Here is a 16,577-nt window from a genome sequence, read left to right on the forward strand (position 1 = left end):
TTTTTATGTATTTAAAAAGTTTATCAATAAAAAATTATAGAAAATATGGCGAAGAGGTTCAGGTAATTAACTTCGCTCATAGCAAATGGCCAGAAATTCCAGGAGATGAAGATGAACTAGAGAAAATAAATATAACAGAAGAGTATATATCAAAAAGTTCGTCATTAATTGTAGGTAAAAATAATTCTGGTAAAAGTACAATTGTCAAATTATTGAATACACTACAAAATAGTAAATCAGGAAGTCGTAGTGTTTTTAAACATACCGATTTTAATTTAAAAATATTATCAGATTGGTATCATGAAAATATTGACAATAAATCTGAAGAAGAGATAAAAAGTATTGATAGATCTCATTTTCCTAAACTAGAGTTTCAGTTGATATTAGGAATTGATGATGGAAATGATTTGATTTCAAGTTTTGAGGATATATTAATTTTAAGTGGTATAGAGACAGTTGAAACTCATGAAAATCAAGAGATCGCTGAAGTGACTATCGATGTTAAGTATGAAGTTGTGGATGAAGTGGCATTTTTAGAAGATCTGGTTAAAATTAAGACTAGCTATTTTAATGATAGTCGACAGTACGATGAACTATATAAAAAAGAACTTCAATATCGACAATTTTTAGCTTTATTTAGCAGTAATTACTTTGTATTAAATTTTTATCCTATAGGAAGAGAGGAGCCAGCTAAAGAGTTTTCTCTATCTTCATTGTTAAAGGTGGATACAATAGAAGCGAATACGGTTAAAAATGACAAGACACTTTCGCAAGCTTACAATAAAATAGTTTCAACTTATATAAAAAATAATGATATTGAAGAGATTAATAGTTTGGTTGGTGGTATTAATTATCAAGTAAAGGGGATGGTTGATGCCAATATAAAGGATATTCTTCAAAGCGCCGTGTCTAGTATTGAATCAACTAAGAATCTAAAGATGAATTTACATCCAGATGTAACTTTAGAGAAAATTTTTGCAAATAGTATTATTTATGAGTACCAAGAGGGAAATAACAACATACCTGAGAGCCAGTTTGGTATGGGGTATACAAATTTGATGGTAATTATCGCAAAGATTGTTGATTATGTTGAGCTATACAGTGAGAAAGATATTAATGGTTCAGTAAATATTCTTTGTATTGAAGAACCAGAGTCATTTATGCATCCACAGATGCAAGAATTATTTATAAAAAATATTTCAAAAGCAATTGCGACATTACTAGGTAAAAAACAACAACTAGATACCTTTCAAATTATCATCACAACTCACTCAACCCATATTTTAAACAGTAAGATTCAATCAGGAAACACTCTAAATAATATTAGTTATCTAGGTCAAGCAGATGTAAATAATATTATAAAAAACATAAGTGATGATGCAATAGTATCTGGTAGAGATATTGACAATAAAGCTTATGAATATATCAAGAAATATTTAAGGTTAGAGGTATCAGATATTTTCTTTGCTGATGCAGTCATTTTAGTTGAGGGTGTTTCAGAAGAAACCTATTTAAGATATGAAATTGATAAACATCCAATATTGAAAAATCATCATATTAAAGTTTATAGAATTGATGGAGCGTATGCTCACCAGTTTATTAGTTTATTAGATTTGTTAGAAATTAAAACTGTTATTTTTACAGATTTGGATTTGAAAAGAAAAGAGCAAGATGAAGAGGGTAAAAAGATTGATATCCTTTCATACAATATTAATGATTTAAATATTCAATATGCAAATTCAACAGAGTGTTTGACTACAAATAGTACTCTACAATATTTTATAAAAAAAGAACTAAATGATGAAAATGCAAAATATGACAAAATTAATCCAAAGTTAATTGAAATGCTTACTGATAAAGATGAATTAGTTATTATTTGTGAAAATATTTCAATGTATTCTCAGGGCAAAATAAATGGATATTACGCGACTAGTTTTGAGGAGGCAATTGTTTTAACAAATTCAATAAATGAAGATAGAAATAAATACAAGAAATCTTTGATTAAACTTTTACAAAAAGTTCACCCAAAAATGGAATATTTTGAAGATATTGATGAAAATTCAGAATTAGCCGATAAATCCTATATGTATCAAGTAAAATTATCTGATGGAAAATCAAAGTTTTCTACTGGAATTGTATACTTATCAGTAACTGATGAGGATTTTAGTCTCAAACAACCTCAATATATTGAATCAGGTTTGAACTCACTTTGTGATTATTTTGAGGAGTAAATAATGACATATACAATTAGTCCAGAAAATAGACAAATAGAGTTAGACATTCAGAAAGATATTAATGAATGTTTAGATAACTTTGAGAGCTTTTGTTTTGATGCCGGTGCTGGAGCAGGGAAAACCTATGCATTACAAAAGTCAATTGAACATATTTTGAAGACGGAGGGAGAAAATTTAAAATTACGAAATCAAAAAATCTTATGTATCACTTACACTAATGCCGCAAAAGATGAGATTCTTAGTCGGCTTGGTAAAAATTCTGCTATACTGGTCTCTACAATCCATGAATTTCTATGGGGATTTATTTCTATTCAGCAAGAGTTACTGACTATAGAACATAAGAATAAGATAATTGATGAACTCCATACTATTGATCATAAAATAAATGAAAATTCTCTTTCTAACAGTGTTAATCTAGTTGATTTTAAAAATACGATTAATGATGATAAATTTATGAAAATTTTCTACAATACACCTAGTTCTCCTGCAGAGAATTTTAAAGCTATTATAAGAAAGCATGATGAATACTTTTCTCCCTATTTAAGTAATGTTAGTAAGTTTAGCAGTTTAGTTAAGGATATTAATAAAAAGTATAAACTCGAAATAACATTAAAGGAAATTGAAGATAAAGAATCTAAAAAAATTATTTATAATCCAGTTCAAAACCGTGATAAACTTGAAAATTATGTCATTAGTCATGATACATTATTACTTTATTGTAAAAATATAATTACTAATCAAGATATATTAAAGAGATTATTTTCAGATAGATATCCATATATCTTAATTGATGAGTACCAAGATACAGATGAAAAAGTTGTTGCTATTATTGATAGTATAAGGGAATATTCAAATTCTAGGAAAAAGTTAGTAGTAGGTTTTTTTGGTGATTCCTTACAAAATATTTATGGTTCAGGTATAGGTGTCCTGCCAAATAAAGAAAAATATAAGAGTATTGAAAAAGTTTTTAATCGCCGTTCTTCTAAGCAAATAGTAGAGTTAATTGAAAAAATTAGGAATGACGATTTTGGTCAGCAGTCTATATATACTGATTTTGATAATGGATCTTATAATTTTTATATCTCAGGTGATGATTTTAATATAGATGCTTTTTTACAGGAAAAACACCTGATTAATAATACGGCTTGTCTTCTTATGAAAAATGACGATATTTCCAAAGCAAGAGGATTTGATGAAATATTATCAGTATTGAAAAAGTTCCCTCGATTTAGTGGTGCGAACTTTGAGAATGTGTCTAATGAATTTTTACAGAAAAATTTACAGCATATGGGATGGTTTTTGAGAGAGATTTTAACTTTCATAGACTTTATTCAAAGGGCAGGGGATGATAATTCAACTGTCAGGGAGATTGTTCAGTTCGCAACTCCGCATAAATCAACACTAACATTTGCAGAGATGAAACAGTTTATTAATAGTTTGAGAGAGCTTAACTTATCAACATTGATAATTGATAAATGTATTGATGAAATTGCTAATATACAGGAACCAATCTCAGGTAATGCTATTCTAAAAAAAATATTCTTGATAGATGATACCGCCGAGAACATTTTGTTAAATATAAAGAATCGTGCTTATGATTATTTTTACTATTCTCAAGATTCGGAGGAATCAGAAAGAGAAATGACAGTTGTTGATGAATTTTTTAATCTAGATATTTCTCAATTTATCAAGTGGTATAATTATATTTTTGATGATTTAAAAAATGAAGGAATTAGCTATTACACATTGCATGGTTCAAAGGGGCTAGAATTTGATAATGTAGTTGTTGTGCTACAAGATAAATTTGCAAAAAAAGAAAATTATTGTAAGTATTTTTTTGAAAAGTATAATACTTCAATTGATTCTGATTCACAATTTCAAGAAGTTCGCAATCTTTTATACGTTGCTTTTTCAAGAGCCAAGAAAAATCTTCATGTAATTTATAAAAATAATACTCCAGAAAATTTATTAGCGAATATAAAGGATATTTTTCAAGAAATTCACAATTTAAATTCATATTAGACATATGTTTATGAAGTTCTACTCTTTCATTTTTTATGTAAGTAGAAAATTTAAGTTGGACTATACTTGTAAAGTAATTCTAGCTGATTCCTAGATAAGATTATATCATCAAACTGATTTTGAAAAAATATAAATATAAGATGTACAAAACAACAATTTAAATGGTGTGAACTTTTCGGTAAAATCTAGCTCAATTCGTGTATTTTTAGTGTAAAATTCACACCATTCAAATGAAATTTATTCAAATTAGATGAAATTCTGTTTTCTGTAAATATGGGAAAACATTGATTTTAAGCGGATATTGAAACTTATTCAAATAAAAGTGTTTCCAACCAGGTCTTAAGAAAGCTCGTAAAGCATCACAATTCTCAAAACGTTAATCAATACGATTATATCAACGTTTACAGACATTCAAGAATTATTTCTTGGATGTCTTTTTTGTTTCAAAAAATCAAAGTTCACCCCAAAATTCACCCCATATTCACCCCATCAATTTTTTAAACTACGAAAAGCAATATCACCTACAGTCTGATTGACTTTATCTTTGATATTAACGTAAGTTTTTGTAATCTCTTTATCACTATGAGTAAGAGCTTCTGAGAAGGCTTCAAGAGAAACACCTGCTTGTTTAGCAAGAGTAGCACCAGTATGTCTTAGTTTGTGTGGTGATGCTGGTGCTAATTCGGGATGTCTTCGTCTGACTGATTTCATCTTGATAAAACTTAAAATTTTTCTAATTATAACGAAGCATAGTCAAAAAGCTATGACCTCTATATTCACAAAAAAATCCAGACCAATACTAGTCCAGATTTCTTGTCTATTAAACATTCTTTTCAAAGAATGGAAGAACGGCTGTAACGGCTTTGTCAACGCAATTATTTAACTGTGAGAATCCGACGCACATAAATTTTAAATGGTGTCTCAGTCACATTTAAATTTATGAGACGCTTAGACGTTAGGCTTTCAATTTGTCAAATTTTGCTTTGACATTTGCCTTGAATTCTTCAAGTTTAGCCTTGCGTTCGGCTTTACGTTCAGCCTTCATTTGTGCACGTGCCTGGTTGTAGAGGTCTTCTTGGACTTGCAGAGCTGCTTCGATTTCGGCTACGACGGTTGCTACATCCCAACGCACGATTTGGGTGTCGTACTTGGTGAAGTAAGCATCGATGACTGCTTCGTTGTTTTCTTGCACCAAGGCGACAACGGCTGTTTCGCCGTCGATCAATTTTTGAGACACAACGTCAATCAAGCCAGCTTCTGCCGTATCAACGGTATCACCAGCAGCCAAACCATAGAGGCTGCCAATACCATAACCAAACAAGACGCCGATAGGACCACCCAAAAGCCCGATAACTGCACCGAGCAAGCCACCTTCTAGGGTTGCATCCGTCGTTGAATCTTCAAAGTCATAGCGTTCTTTTTCAACGATGTGACCGTTTTCATTTTTGACCAAGGCGATTTGAGCAACCTTGGTCGTCTGAGTTTGGCGGAAAGCCTTCAAATCCGCAAAGGACTGATAAGCTTCGCTTTCAGTGTTAAAGACTGAAACTACTAGGTTTTCCATAGTTAGTACCTCTTTTCTAAATATATACGTTCATTATAATACAGTTTCAATCACTTTTCAATCATTTTAGTGCGACATTTTAATTGATATGTCGCGTTTATCAGCGTCAAAGAACAGTTTCAGGCAGCGGTATATCTTTGCCATATCCCAGCCCAGACACTCTGGCGACTCTGAGTGATTATCAAGAAAGGCGTCCAGCAACATCTTAAAGCCTCCCGTGCAAAAAGTAAATAAATAGTGTTTTTCCTGTATGCCTGTCACACGGCTAAAAGACCGCTTGACCAAATCTTCCAGAAAATTATAGCAGATATTATGTACCAGCTCTGTGTAGCGAGTCTGATGAGCGTGCCGAATCACATCGACACTTTTATAGAATCTGCCAACTGTTTCCTTATGGTCGAATCCTTGAAAGAAGTCGCTTTATTCGTCGGTCAAGACAATTAATTTGGCTGGTGCAACTGATTCGCCAAGCTATGAACAAGCAATTATTACCTTTTGAAAGCAAAAATGGCAATTATGAAGGTGAAGCTACTCAGGTCTTAGTTCTTCTATCCAATTACTATGCAGACAAAAAACTATTTGATGAAAATACAGATGAATATGGAAATATCTTGATTTTAAAGGATTCATCCATCATTTCTAAATTATCGGCTATCCCAGATTTATTAAAAAGGGGATCTAGTAGGTAACAATAATATCGAATATATCAAAGTACGCAATATTAGGATTTCTTCAGAGGTTGAGTTAGAGTCAGATGTTGATGGGGATAAGTCGGATAATCTGCCAATAGATATAAAAATACTAGAAAACAGGCTTGAAAAAGGCTCGTAAAGCTAGCCAGTTCTCTAAACGTTAATTCGTTGCTGGACAGCAGAATACAAACGAAAACACTTTGCATCTTGCAAGGTGTTTTTTTCTATGAGAACTGGCGGTGCGCAATTAGGATAGCTCTAGCGACTTTAGTCGCATAGAGATATGCTATGCACAGTTGCCTCAAGAAAACAATGCTTCTTGGTCCACCCTGTTAGACAAGCTTCAAAACCAAGGAATCCAACAGATTTCTCTTGTAGTTACAGATGGCTTTAAGGGGCTTGAGCAGATTATCAGTCAGGCTCACCCATTAGCTAAACAACAATGTTGCTTAATTCATATTAGTCGAAATCTAGCTAGTAAAGTGAAACGAGCAGATAGAGCGGTTATTCTGGGGCAATTTATAATGATTTATCGTGCTGAAAATTTAGAAATGGCAGGACAAGCTTTAGAGGACTTTCTCGCCGAATGGAAACCAAAGTATAGGAAAGTCATGGAAAGTCTGGAGAAGACGGATAATCTTTTAACTTTTTATCAGTTTCCCTACCAGATTTGGCACAGCATGTATTCGACAAACCTCATTGAGTCTCTTAACAAAGAAATCAAACATCAAACGAAAAAGAAGGTTCTTTTTCCTAATGAGGAGGCTCTGGAACGTTACTTAGTTACGTTGTTTGAAGATTATAATTTCAAGCAAAGTCAACGAATCCATAAAGGGTTTGGTCAATGTTCTGATACACTTGAAAGCTTATTTAATTAACACTCCGTAACTCTACTTAAGTGTTTACACATAATTATTTACAGTATCAAAAAATAAAGTATATTGTTTTCATCATAATATAATTAAATATCAGTATAGAGAATTTTATCTATATATCAGATATCAGCAATTGCTTTTGCTGTCATTTTTCGCTACAATAGTTACAAGGAGGAAATAAACATGTTAAAAGAAGTATTAAACGTCGCAAAAGTTGCGAAAAAATCATCTCTCTTCTTAGGAGGGGTAGCATTTGGGACGCTTGGCTTGAAAGTCTTAGCAAGTAAAGAAGCTAAGAAAGGCTATTCTAAGGCCTTGGCTAAAGCTTACAAATTGAAAGATGGACTGGATGCATCTGTTTCTGTTGTAAAACAACACGGTGATGATGTTTTACAAGACGCTAAATATTTATACGAACAGGAAAAGAAAGAAGAACAATTAGATAGCCTGACAGGTGAATAATATGTCTTTTAAAGTGCTACACAGAGGATATCAACATATCCGATTATCGTCCTCGTTTTCACTGACCTTGGATATTCAAGATTATCTTCGTTCCTTGGCTAAAGATGAAAAAGGGATCGACTCTATTCAGTTTTATATGGATCAGCAGCACTTTACTCTACGTATGAAAGAAGGCTTCTCTGTATTAGAAAATGCAGAGGCCTTTTTAAAAAAAATTGACAAGGGGAAAGTTTCGGACTTGATGACTCTTCCCATTCGTAGAGAAGAGAGTGCTTATTCAATTGTATCGGGTGCAGCGATTAAGCGTTTGCTGTTTCGAAGTTTTGTACCCTACCCTATTCGTTATATTTGGACTTGTTATCAGGCTTTGGGTTATGTCAAAGAAGCCTATCAAACTTTAGCGCGCAAGGAACTAACCATGGAGGTCTTGGACTGTTCGGCCATTTTGTTGTCCTTGTTTATGAACCAATCCAAGACAGCTAGCAACATCATGTTTATGCTTGATTTGGGTAATCATCTGGATCAGTGGTCTTTAAAAAAAACAGCAACAGATTTGGAACAAAGCCTTCTTGCTAAAGAAAGTGATGTTTTCTTAGTGCGGGGAGACATGGTCATCAGCATCAAGAGTTCTGATGTTCAAGTAGGTGATGTATTAGTTGTCTCCCAAGGTAATGAAATCTTGTTTGACGGCCAAGTGGTTTCAGGATTAGGCATGGTCAATGAGAGTTCCTTGACTGGAGAGAGCTTCCCTGTTGAAAAGAAAGAGGGAGATTCTGTATGTGCGAATACTGTTTTGGAAACAGGAGAGTTAAGAATTCGTGTGACTGATAATCAGATAAACAGTCGTATTTTGCAACTCATCAATCTGATGAAAAAATCTGAAGAGAGTAAGAAGACAAAACAACGTCATTTTATTAGGATGGCAGACAAGGTTGTAAAATATAACTTCTTAGGTGCTGGTTTGACTTATCTGTTAACAGGTTCGTTTTCAAAAGCCATTTCCTTTTTATTGGTGGATTTTTCATGTGCTCTAAAAATATCCACACCTGTAGCCTACCTTACGGCCATAAAGGAAGGTCTAAATCGAGAAATGGTTATTAAAGATGGTGATGTATTAGAAAAATATCTGGAAGTGGATACTTTCTTGTTTGATAAAACGGGTACCATCACGACGAGTTATCCTTTGGTTGAAAAGGTTCTTCCTTTCGGAGATTATACTGAGAAAGATATTTTAAGAATAAGTGCATGTTTGGAGGAACATATCTATCATCCTATTGCCAATGCAATTGTTAAACAAGCTGAAATTGAAGGCATTGAACACGAAGAAATGCATGGCAAGCTTCAGTATGTTGCAAGCAAAGGGATTAAATCGCAAATTGATGGTCAATCGGTTGTCATTGGAAATTATGTACTAATGCAAGACGAACAGGTAAGAATTAGTTCTGAGCAGCTGGCCTTGATTGAGCAATATAAGACTCATTACAATTTATTGTTTTTGGCTTATAAGAAAGAATTAATTGGGATGTTTTGTATCCACACTCCCTTGAGAAGCGAGGCGAAAGTTGCATTGAAAAAGCTAAAGCGCCAAGGGAAAAAACTGATTCTGGCAACTGGTGATACGTTGGCTAGAACAGAAGAGTTGGTTAAAGATCTGCCATTTGACAACGTTTATACTGATTTAAAACCAGATGGTAAGTTTCAGTTGGTTCAGGAATTACAGAAAGCTGGCCGAACTATTTTGATGGTTGGAGACGGGTTAAACGACTCTGCTGCCTTGACGCTTGCAGATATTGGGGTTGTGATGAATGAAAGTGCTGATATTTCTAAGCAGATGAGTGATATTTTATTATTAGATAATCGTTTAGATTTCTTCGAGGAATTGAATTCTTTATCTGAATCGTTGCAGAAATTAATTCAAAGAAATATTCAAGAAACAGTTGTAATAAATGGAAGTTTAATTGGATTTGGGTTGTTAAATTGGTTAAGCCCATCTAATCTTTCGATATTGCACAATCTGACTACTTTAAGAATCGTCCTTCGTAGTCTTTCTATTAAAAGTAGGTAAGAGACCGAGAAGCTGAGGTTATAAAAACTAAAAGGAGTTGTCTCATTTGAGAATAACGGCTCTTTGTCAACTGTAGTGGGTTGGTGGAAAATTATACCCTGGAGAGGACCAAATTGGTTCTCTCCTTTTAAATATTGAAAAAACCATTGGCAGTGGACATACTTTAAGACTATATATTTCTGAAACTAGTTTCACAATACAAATATTGACATGCAATTATTAATTGGTGGATTTTAAGTTGACATCTACAAAGTTTAATGTTAGAATACATTCAAAAATATATTTGAATGAGGTGTTTTATGATTCAAAATATTGTTACTTCAATAATCCTGTATTCTGGGACAGCCGTAGACTTACTTATTATCCTAATGTTATTTTTTGCCAAAAGAAAAAGCAGAAAGGACATCATTAACATCTATTTAGGACAATTTCTAGGCTCTGTTAGTCTAATATTCCTAAGTTTGCTTTTTGCATTTGTCTTAAATTATATTCCTAGTAAAGAGATTTTAGGTTTACTCGGTTTGATTCCAATTTTCCTAGGCCTCAAAGTTTTGCTTTTAGGAGATTCTGATGGAGAAGCTATTGCAAAAGATGGCTTGCGAAAAGACAATAAAAACCTGATTTTTCTAGTCGCTATGATTACTTTTGCAAGTTGTGGCGCTGACAATATTGGTGTCTTTGTCCCATATTTTACCACCTTAAATTTAGCGAATTTGATAGTGACTTTACTTACTTTTCTAGTCATGATTTATCTCTTGGTTTTTTCTGCCCAAAAATTAGCACAAGTCCCTTCTGTTGGAGAAACTTTGGAAAAATATAGCAGATGGTTTATTGCCGTTGTCTATTTAGGATTGGGGATGTATATCCTGATTGAAAACAACAGCTTTGACATGCTATGGGCTGTGTTAGGCTAGGAGAAAAAATTATGAAAAAAGATAGTATCTGTCAAGTGGATGTTATAAATCAACAAAATGTTACAACCGCAACGAACTACCTTGAAAAGGAAAAAGTCCAAAAATCACTTCGCATTTTATCAAAATTTACCGATAATAAACAGATAAATATCATCTTTTATCTCCTTGCCGTCGAAGAACTCTGTGTCTGCGATATAGCCTGTTTATTAAATCTCAGTATGGCATCTGCCTCCCACCATCTTCGTAAACTAGCCAATCAAAACATCTTGGACACTAGAAGAGAGGGGAAAATTATATATTATTTTATAAAAGATGATGAAATCAGAGATTTTTTTAATCAACTAGGATAACAACTATTTTTACTACTTTTCCATGATTATAGGGAGATTATATATGAAATTTTTTGATGAAAATTACTCACAAGAAATACCTACTCGTATTAAATGTTTAAGAAAAAAGTATAATTTAAAGCAAAGCGACCTAGGTAATGCAGGTCAAGTTAGGCAAATTGAAAAGGGAGAAATTTGAAAGAATTTGTATCTTTTATTTTTTGTTTCATTTATGCCCTATGCTACTGGAATAGTTAGTAGTCATTTCATGAATCATACGGCACAGCTCTTTTATGGACTGATCGTTATTGTTTCAACGGTAGCAAACTGGTTTTTACATAAAGTAATTGATAAACCCAATATAGATCAGAAAGAATTACTTGAAGCTACCGCACAATATAGGAAGTTATTGATACCTGACCTAATAATTAAAGGAGTGGGATTGATTCTATCTTTAATTGTCTATCCTCCGATTATGATGTATAGTGTTTTAATTGCGGCATTTTACATCATAACTTTAAAAACACTATCTGAAAAAAGAGTGAATAACTAAAAAACGGTGACCAAAGTTAGGTGTATTATTTTAATGCTTAGAGACCTAAACTATTCCCCTATTTTAAAAATATTGATTCAGATTTTATGAAATTAAAAAGTAGATATTGTTCAGAAAATCCTTGATATTACGCTGTTTTTAGTCCAACTGAAATCCATACTTTCCAAACCAGGCTTGAAAAAAGCTCGTAAAGCATCACAATTTAGTAAACGTTAATTCGAAAGAATTACTGTACTTACAAAGAGCACCTTTCGGGGTGTTCTTTTTTATACTTTCTGACTAAATTGGTGCAATTGACACAGTTGTTGCGACTTTAGTCGCTTACAAATGTGGCTGCAATTTGACGAAGGCAATTGCCTCAAAACGTTAATCAATACGATACAATCAACGTTTACAGACATTCAAGAATTTTCTCTTAGATGTCTTTTTTTGTCTATCTTAATTTTACAAAATGGGTGAAAAAATATTTGTAAATAATTTATTTTAATGATATATTCTTAGTAAAAAGGGGGTGCACTATGACTGCACATGATATTTTAAACAATCCTTTCCTTAATAAGGGAACTGCCTTTACCTTAGAGGAGCGAAAGAAACTAGGCCTTATTGGTTTACTGCCACCTTATGTTCAAACGATTGAAGAACAAGCGGCGCAAACTTATGCACAAATGCAAACAAAAGCTAATGATTTGGAAAAACGTCTTTTCTTAATGGAAATTTTTAATACCAACAGGACTCTTTTCTATTACCTATTTTCTCAACATTTGGAAGAATTCAATCCAATTGTGTATGACCCAACCATTGCAGATACGATTGAAGGCTATAGTGATCTCTTTGTAGATCCACAATATGCAGGATATCTTGATATTAATCATCCTGAAAATATTGAAGCTACTTTGAAAAACGCTGCCGGGGGTCACGAGATTCGTCTCATTGTTGTAACAGATGCAGAAGGAATCCTTGGAATTGGCGACTGGGGAACAAATGGTGTTGATATTTCTGTTGGGAAATTGATGGTCTATACGGGTGCTGCTGGAATCGATCCTTCGATGGTCCTTCCTTTAGTTATCGATGCAGGGACTAACCGTGAAGAACTTCGTAACAATCCTAATTACTTAGGAAATCGTCACGAACGGGTCCGCGGAGATCGTTACTACGACTTCATTGACCAATTTGTTCAAACAGCAGAACGTCTCTTTCCTAAACTTTACCTTCACTGGGAAGACTTCGGTCGCTCGAATGCTGCTAATATTCTTGAAAAGTACCGGAAACAAATTCCGACCTTTAATGATGATATTCAAGGTACAGGAATCGTTACCTTAGGTGGAATCTTTGGTTCACTGGATATTAGTGGTGAAAAATTAACAGATCAAATTTATCTCTGCTATGGTGGTGGTACTGCGGGTGCAGGAATTGCCTCTCGTGTTCTTCGTGAAATGGTGAGTGAAGGTCTTTCCGAAGAAGAAGCTTATAAACGTTTCTTTATGGTTGATAAACAAGGTCTTCTCTTTGATGACATGGATGATTTGACACCAGAGCAAAAACCATTTGCTAAGAAACGTGCTGACTTTAGTAACGCAGACAAGTTGACTGACCTGCTTGAAGTAGTGAAGACTGTGAAGCCAACCATTCTTGTAGGAACTTCAACTCAACCTAATACCTTCACTAAAGAAATAGTAGAAGCTATGTGTGAAAATACAGAACGTCCGATGATCTTCCCTTTGTCAAATCCAACCAAGCTAGCTGAAGCTAGTGCCAAAGATTTGATTGAATGGTCAGATGGCAAAGCTTTTGTCGCAACAGGAATTCCTGCTGATACGGTTTCTTATAAAGGTGTAGACTATGTGATTGGTCAAGCAAATAATGCCTTGATTTACCCAGGGCTTGGTCTAGGTATGCTGGCTTCTGAAGCAAGTCTTTTGACGGATGAAATGATTGGAGCAGCGGCTCATTCATTGAGTGGTATTGTCAATCCAGGCCAACCAGGAGCTCCTGTCTTGCCACCATTCAAGTATGTAGCAGATGTTTCTATTAAAGTAGCAGAAGCAGTCGCTAAAAAAGCACAAGAGCAAGGTCTTGCGCGTGCTAAGGAAACAGATATGGCTAAAGCTGTTCGTGATTTGAAGTGGTATCCAGAGTATAAATAATTCATTGCTGCTGTCTACTGATAGAAATGAAAACACTCATCGCTCATCAACTCAGCAGATATTTTGACCCATTATTTAGCCATTCTCATCAATCTTGATGTGACGATGCAGGCTGTTCAAAATATTATTTTTGCCTATCCTTCTCTAGCGACAGATTTATATGGGCTTTGGGCTTAGTAATTTAGAAAGGATACCTATGTCACTTTGGTTGGACGCTTTATCCTAGCTCCTCTGATCATGCTTCTTGTATTGAAGTTCTTTGCCCCAAATATGGCAACAGTAGAATTTAAGACCTTTATGATTCAGTCCGCTACCCCAGCACTAGCTGTTCTCCCAATCCTTGCTAATCAGGGAAAAGGAGATGTGGAATTCTCTACGAATGTGGTGACTCTAAGTACAGTGCTCTTTATCATTGTTATTCCAATTCTCCAAACTTTATTAGGATAAGCGGGGTTATGGTGTGAATGAAGGTTCTGAATTAAGAAATTCCCCCGTTTATAAAATATTGATTCAAATTTTATGAAATTAATCAGTAGATATCGTTCTGAAAAGCCTTGATATTACGCTGTTTTTAGTCCAACTGAAACTCATACTTTCCAAACCAGGTCTTAAGAAAGCTCGTAAAGCTTCACAATTCTCAAAACGTTAATCAATACGATACTATCAACGTTTACAGACATTCAAGAGTATTCTCTTGGATGTCTTTTTTTGTCTACTTTAATTTTACAAATTAGTAATTGCATATAATTATTTGAAAAAATAAAAATAGTTATTTACAATAAAAGTGTAAAAGCGCTTACTCGATTATTGGGGAGGTTAATATTGTAAGATATCTGTGTTTCTTTCTTAAGATAGGAGGATTTTTAGGAAAGATAAAATGTCAGAATCAGTATATGCAAAGAATCTCAGCATTTCCGCTTCAAGTTTCAGAAAAATTATTAAATGAATTAAGCAATGATTGAAATATTAATAATGGTTTATTGGAGGTAGTTAAAAATGAAAGAAAAATATAAAGTGACTGGGCAGTTATTTTTACTCTCAAATTTACCGTTTTGTTGTTTTATTTTGAAAGATATTTCATTAGTCTATGCTAGGTTGCTATTTGTACTTTTCTTGTTTTTTACATTATATTTCTCTTATCAAATAAGCATAAAACATAATGTCATTAATCGTATTCAGAAACTAGAGTGGAACAAAGTACTTTATTGTTTAGCATTCGTTGCTTTGATGAGACTTACAGTTCATTTGTATGTAAGCATTTTTGGAGATACCCAAAATGATGCGTTATTACAAATTTTAAAAGATATTATGGGCATAGAGTTATTCAATTTTTATGGAATTTTCGTAGGACCAGTTTTAGAGGAAATAACTTTTCATGGTGCAATAATGAATTATTGCTATAATATGAGCAGGAAAGGTTTCTTCATATCAAATATATTGTTTGGATTTGTGCATTGTATGAACGAACCTAGTATTGGAATTTTTATTAGATCGATTTTACTGTATAGTTTGTTAGGCTGTATAGTATCTTACATTTATTATAGAACTAAAAGGATAGAATACTCTGTACTAATTCACATGCTTGCTAATTTTTTGGCTGTAATAGATTTTTAATTATGTATTCTAATTGTTTTTATATTTGTAATTTTATGTAAGGTTTTGCTCAAGAGACCACTAATAAATATGACTGGAGTAATGTTGGCAGCTAAAGAAATGTTCTTCAAAATAGAAAATATCCTCCGTGAGCAAGGAGTACTTGAAAAGTTTGAAGAGGAAAATTGGGAAATACTTCCTGAATAATGAAGTTAAACTGACTAAACAGGATCTTATAGATGAAAATATCGAATTATTAGTAGTAGATGGTCAGTTAAAAGGAGTCGTGAAGGATGGCAAAGGCAGTCCGAATGCAGAAATTGTTTATAATGTTAACTTGAGTAAAGCGAACGGATGAAATGACTTTATCTGATCAAGAAATAAAAAAATCCAATTCCATACTAAAAATAATATTAGAAAAAGTAAAGATGCAAGTCTGTCAATATTTTGAACATATTTTGGGATGAAAATTCGAAGGGTAAGAGAAATCAAAAAAGGAGGTTCTTATGTGTATAGTTAACCAAGTTAGGAAAATAGCAACTTATATTTGTGAAGCTTTTGAAGACTGGGGTTTGGATGATCCTGTAGAGGAAGGATACCTGGAAGATTATCAGGAAATTTCTGGAGCATCTGAGGAGGAAATTCAGGAGTTTGAGAAGAGAATTGGAATTTCTCTCCCAAATGAGCTTAAGGAAGTCTATCGCTACAAAAACGGCAGTAAATTCTTAGCAGTCCTACCCTGTGTGATTGGCCAAAGAGAAATGGCTTTCTCTTTGATGAGCCTGCAAGAGATTGAGTCAATAAAAAAATTTTTTCAAAATAGGAATGCCCTGTTGACGGAATTTCCCGACTATTTTTCGAGCCAAGATGTTGAAGAGATGCGTGATAGTAGAGTTAAACCCTATCTTTTTAATAAAAAATGGCTTCCTTTTGCGGAATATTGCGATTCTTGTTATCTCATGCTCGATTTTGATCCAGACCAGGAGGGGCAAGAAGGGCAGATAATCTGTTACATTCATGACCCTGATGAAATTATCTATGTGGCAGAAAGTTTTACGGAGCTGATTGAAGGGATAATGGAAGTGATCGTATGAAAGAGGGCAGTATGTTGTCCCAAATGTTTCAGATTG

At 33.6% G+C, this 16,577-nt stretch carries 13 protein-coding genes and 4 pseudogenes; 15 read left to right on the forward strand and 2 right to left on the reverse strand.

The annotated features are described in order from the left end of the window. Positions 1–5: 5 nt before the first annotated feature. Positions 6–2,231 carry an AAA family ATPase gene (locus tag ADH49_RS01700; RefSeq protein ID WP_048688560.1) on the forward strand — a complete coding sequence of 742 codons (2,226 nt, stop codon included), beginning with the start codon at positions 6–8 and terminating at the stop codon, positions 2,229–2,231. Between the two features lie 3 nt (positions 2,232–2,234). Continuing rightward, a complete protein-coding gene (locus ADH49_RS01705) occupies positions 2,235–4,256 on the forward strand; it encodes a UvrD-helicase domain-containing protein (protein ID WP_048688563.1) in 2,022 nt (673 codons plus the stop codon). Between the two features lie 489 nt (positions 4,257–4,745). On the opposite strand, the gene ADH49_RS01710 is transcribed toward ADH49_RS01705, so the two are convergent. Both ADH49_RS01710 and ADH49_RS01715 read right to left on the reverse strand, forming a co-directional pair. Further along, positions 4,746–4,967, reverse strand: a complete 222-nt coding sequence (locus ADH49_RS01710; protein ID WP_002893762.1) for a tyrosine-type recombinase/integrase — start codon at positions 4,965–4,967, stop codon at positions 4,746–4,748. 244 nt (positions 4,968–5,211) lie between these two features. Further along, positions 5,212–5,820 (reverse strand): DUF1269 domain-containing protein, encoded by a 609-nt coding sequence (locus ADH49_RS01715; protein ID WP_002893760.1) that lies wholly within the window; start codon positions 5,818–5,820, stop codon positions 5,212–5,214. 350 nt (positions 5,821–6,170) lie between these two features. Between ADH49_RS01715 and ADH49_RS10250 the strand changes: the two are divergent. The 13 genes and pseudogenes from ADH49_RS10250 to ADH49_RS01775 all read left to right on the forward strand — a co-directional run. Next, positions 6,171–6,314, forward strand: a pseudogene (locus tag ADH49_RS10250) (IS982 family transposase); the annotation flags it as partial. A 3-nt stretch (positions 6,315–6,317) separates the two neighbouring features. Further along, positions 6,318–6,651, forward strand: a pseudogene (locus ADH49_RS10330) (diacylglycerol kinase family lipid kinase); the annotation flags it as partial. A 148-nt stretch (positions 6,652–6,799) separates the two neighbouring features. After that, positions 6,800–7,390, forward strand: a pseudogene (locus tag ADH49_RS01725) (IS256 family transposase); the annotation flags it as partial. Between the two features lie 180 nt (positions 7,391–7,570). Beyond that, entirely contained in the window at positions 7,571–7,849 is a 279-nt protein-coding gene (locus tag ADH49_RS01730) for a DUF6110 family protein (protein WP_002893755.1), read from the forward strand. Between the two features lies 1 nt (position 7,850). Continuing rightward, positions 7,851–9,914, forward strand: coding sequence for a heavy metal translocating P-type ATPase (locus ADH49_RS01735; RefSeq protein ID WP_002893754.1), 2,064 nt, complete (start codon positions 7,851–7,853; stop codon positions 9,912–9,914). Between the two features lie 299 nt (positions 9,915–10,213). After that, entirely contained in the window at positions 10,214–10,828 is a 615-nt protein-coding gene (locus tag ADH49_RS01740) for a CadD family cadmium resistance transporter (RefSeq protein ID WP_002911684.1), read from the forward strand. 11 nt (positions 10,829–10,839) lie between these two features. Beyond that, positions 10,840–11,178: a Cd(II)/Zn(II)-sensing metalloregulatory transcriptional regulator CadX gene (gene cadX / locus ADH49_RS01745; protein ID WP_048688570.1), complete on the forward strand. Its 339-nt coding sequence runs from the start codon at positions 10,840–10,842 to the stop codon at positions 11,176–11,178. Positions 11,179–11,221: 43 nt separating this feature from the next. Next, positions 11,222–11,356, forward strand: coding sequence for a hypothetical protein (locus ADH49_RS10415; protein WP_023024363.1), 135 nt, complete (start codon positions 11,222–11,224; stop codon positions 11,354–11,356). A 69-nt stretch (positions 11,357–11,425) separates the two neighbouring features. After that, a complete protein-coding gene (locus ADH49_RS01750) occupies positions 11,426–11,710 on the forward strand; it encodes a hypothetical protein (protein WP_225915803.1) in 285 nt (94 codons plus the stop codon). Between the two features lie 518 nt (positions 11,711–12,228). Continuing rightward, positions 12,229–13,854, forward strand: a complete 1,626-nt coding sequence (locus ADH49_RS01755; RefSeq protein ID WP_048688573.1) for a malolactic enzyme — start codon at positions 12,229–12,231, stop codon at positions 13,852–13,854. 180 nt (positions 13,855–14,034) lie between these two features. After that, a pseudogene (locus tag ADH49_RS01760) lies at positions 14,035–14,301 on the forward strand (AEC family transporter); the annotation flags it as partial. A gap of 549 nt (positions 14,302–14,850) precedes the next feature. Further along, positions 14,851–15,468 (forward strand): CPBP family intramembrane glutamic endopeptidase, encoded by a 618-nt coding sequence (locus ADH49_RS01765; protein ID WP_048688579.1) that lies wholly within the window; start codon positions 14,851–14,853, stop codon positions 15,466–15,468. Positions 15,469–15,953: 485 nt separating this feature from the next. Continuing rightward, positions 15,954–16,541 carry an SMI1/KNR4 family protein gene (locus tag ADH49_RS01775; RefSeq protein ID WP_048688586.1) on the forward strand — a complete coding sequence of 196 codons (588 nt, stop codon included), beginning with the start codon at positions 15,954–15,956 and terminating at the stop codon, positions 16,539–16,541. Positions 16,542–16,577 lie beyond the last annotated feature (36 nt).

The organism is Streptococcus sp. 400_SSPC, assembly GCF_001072745.1.
GTDB classification, from domain to species: Bacteria; Bacillota; Bacilli; order Lactobacillales; family Streptococcaceae; genus Streptococcus; species Streptococcus xiaochunlingii.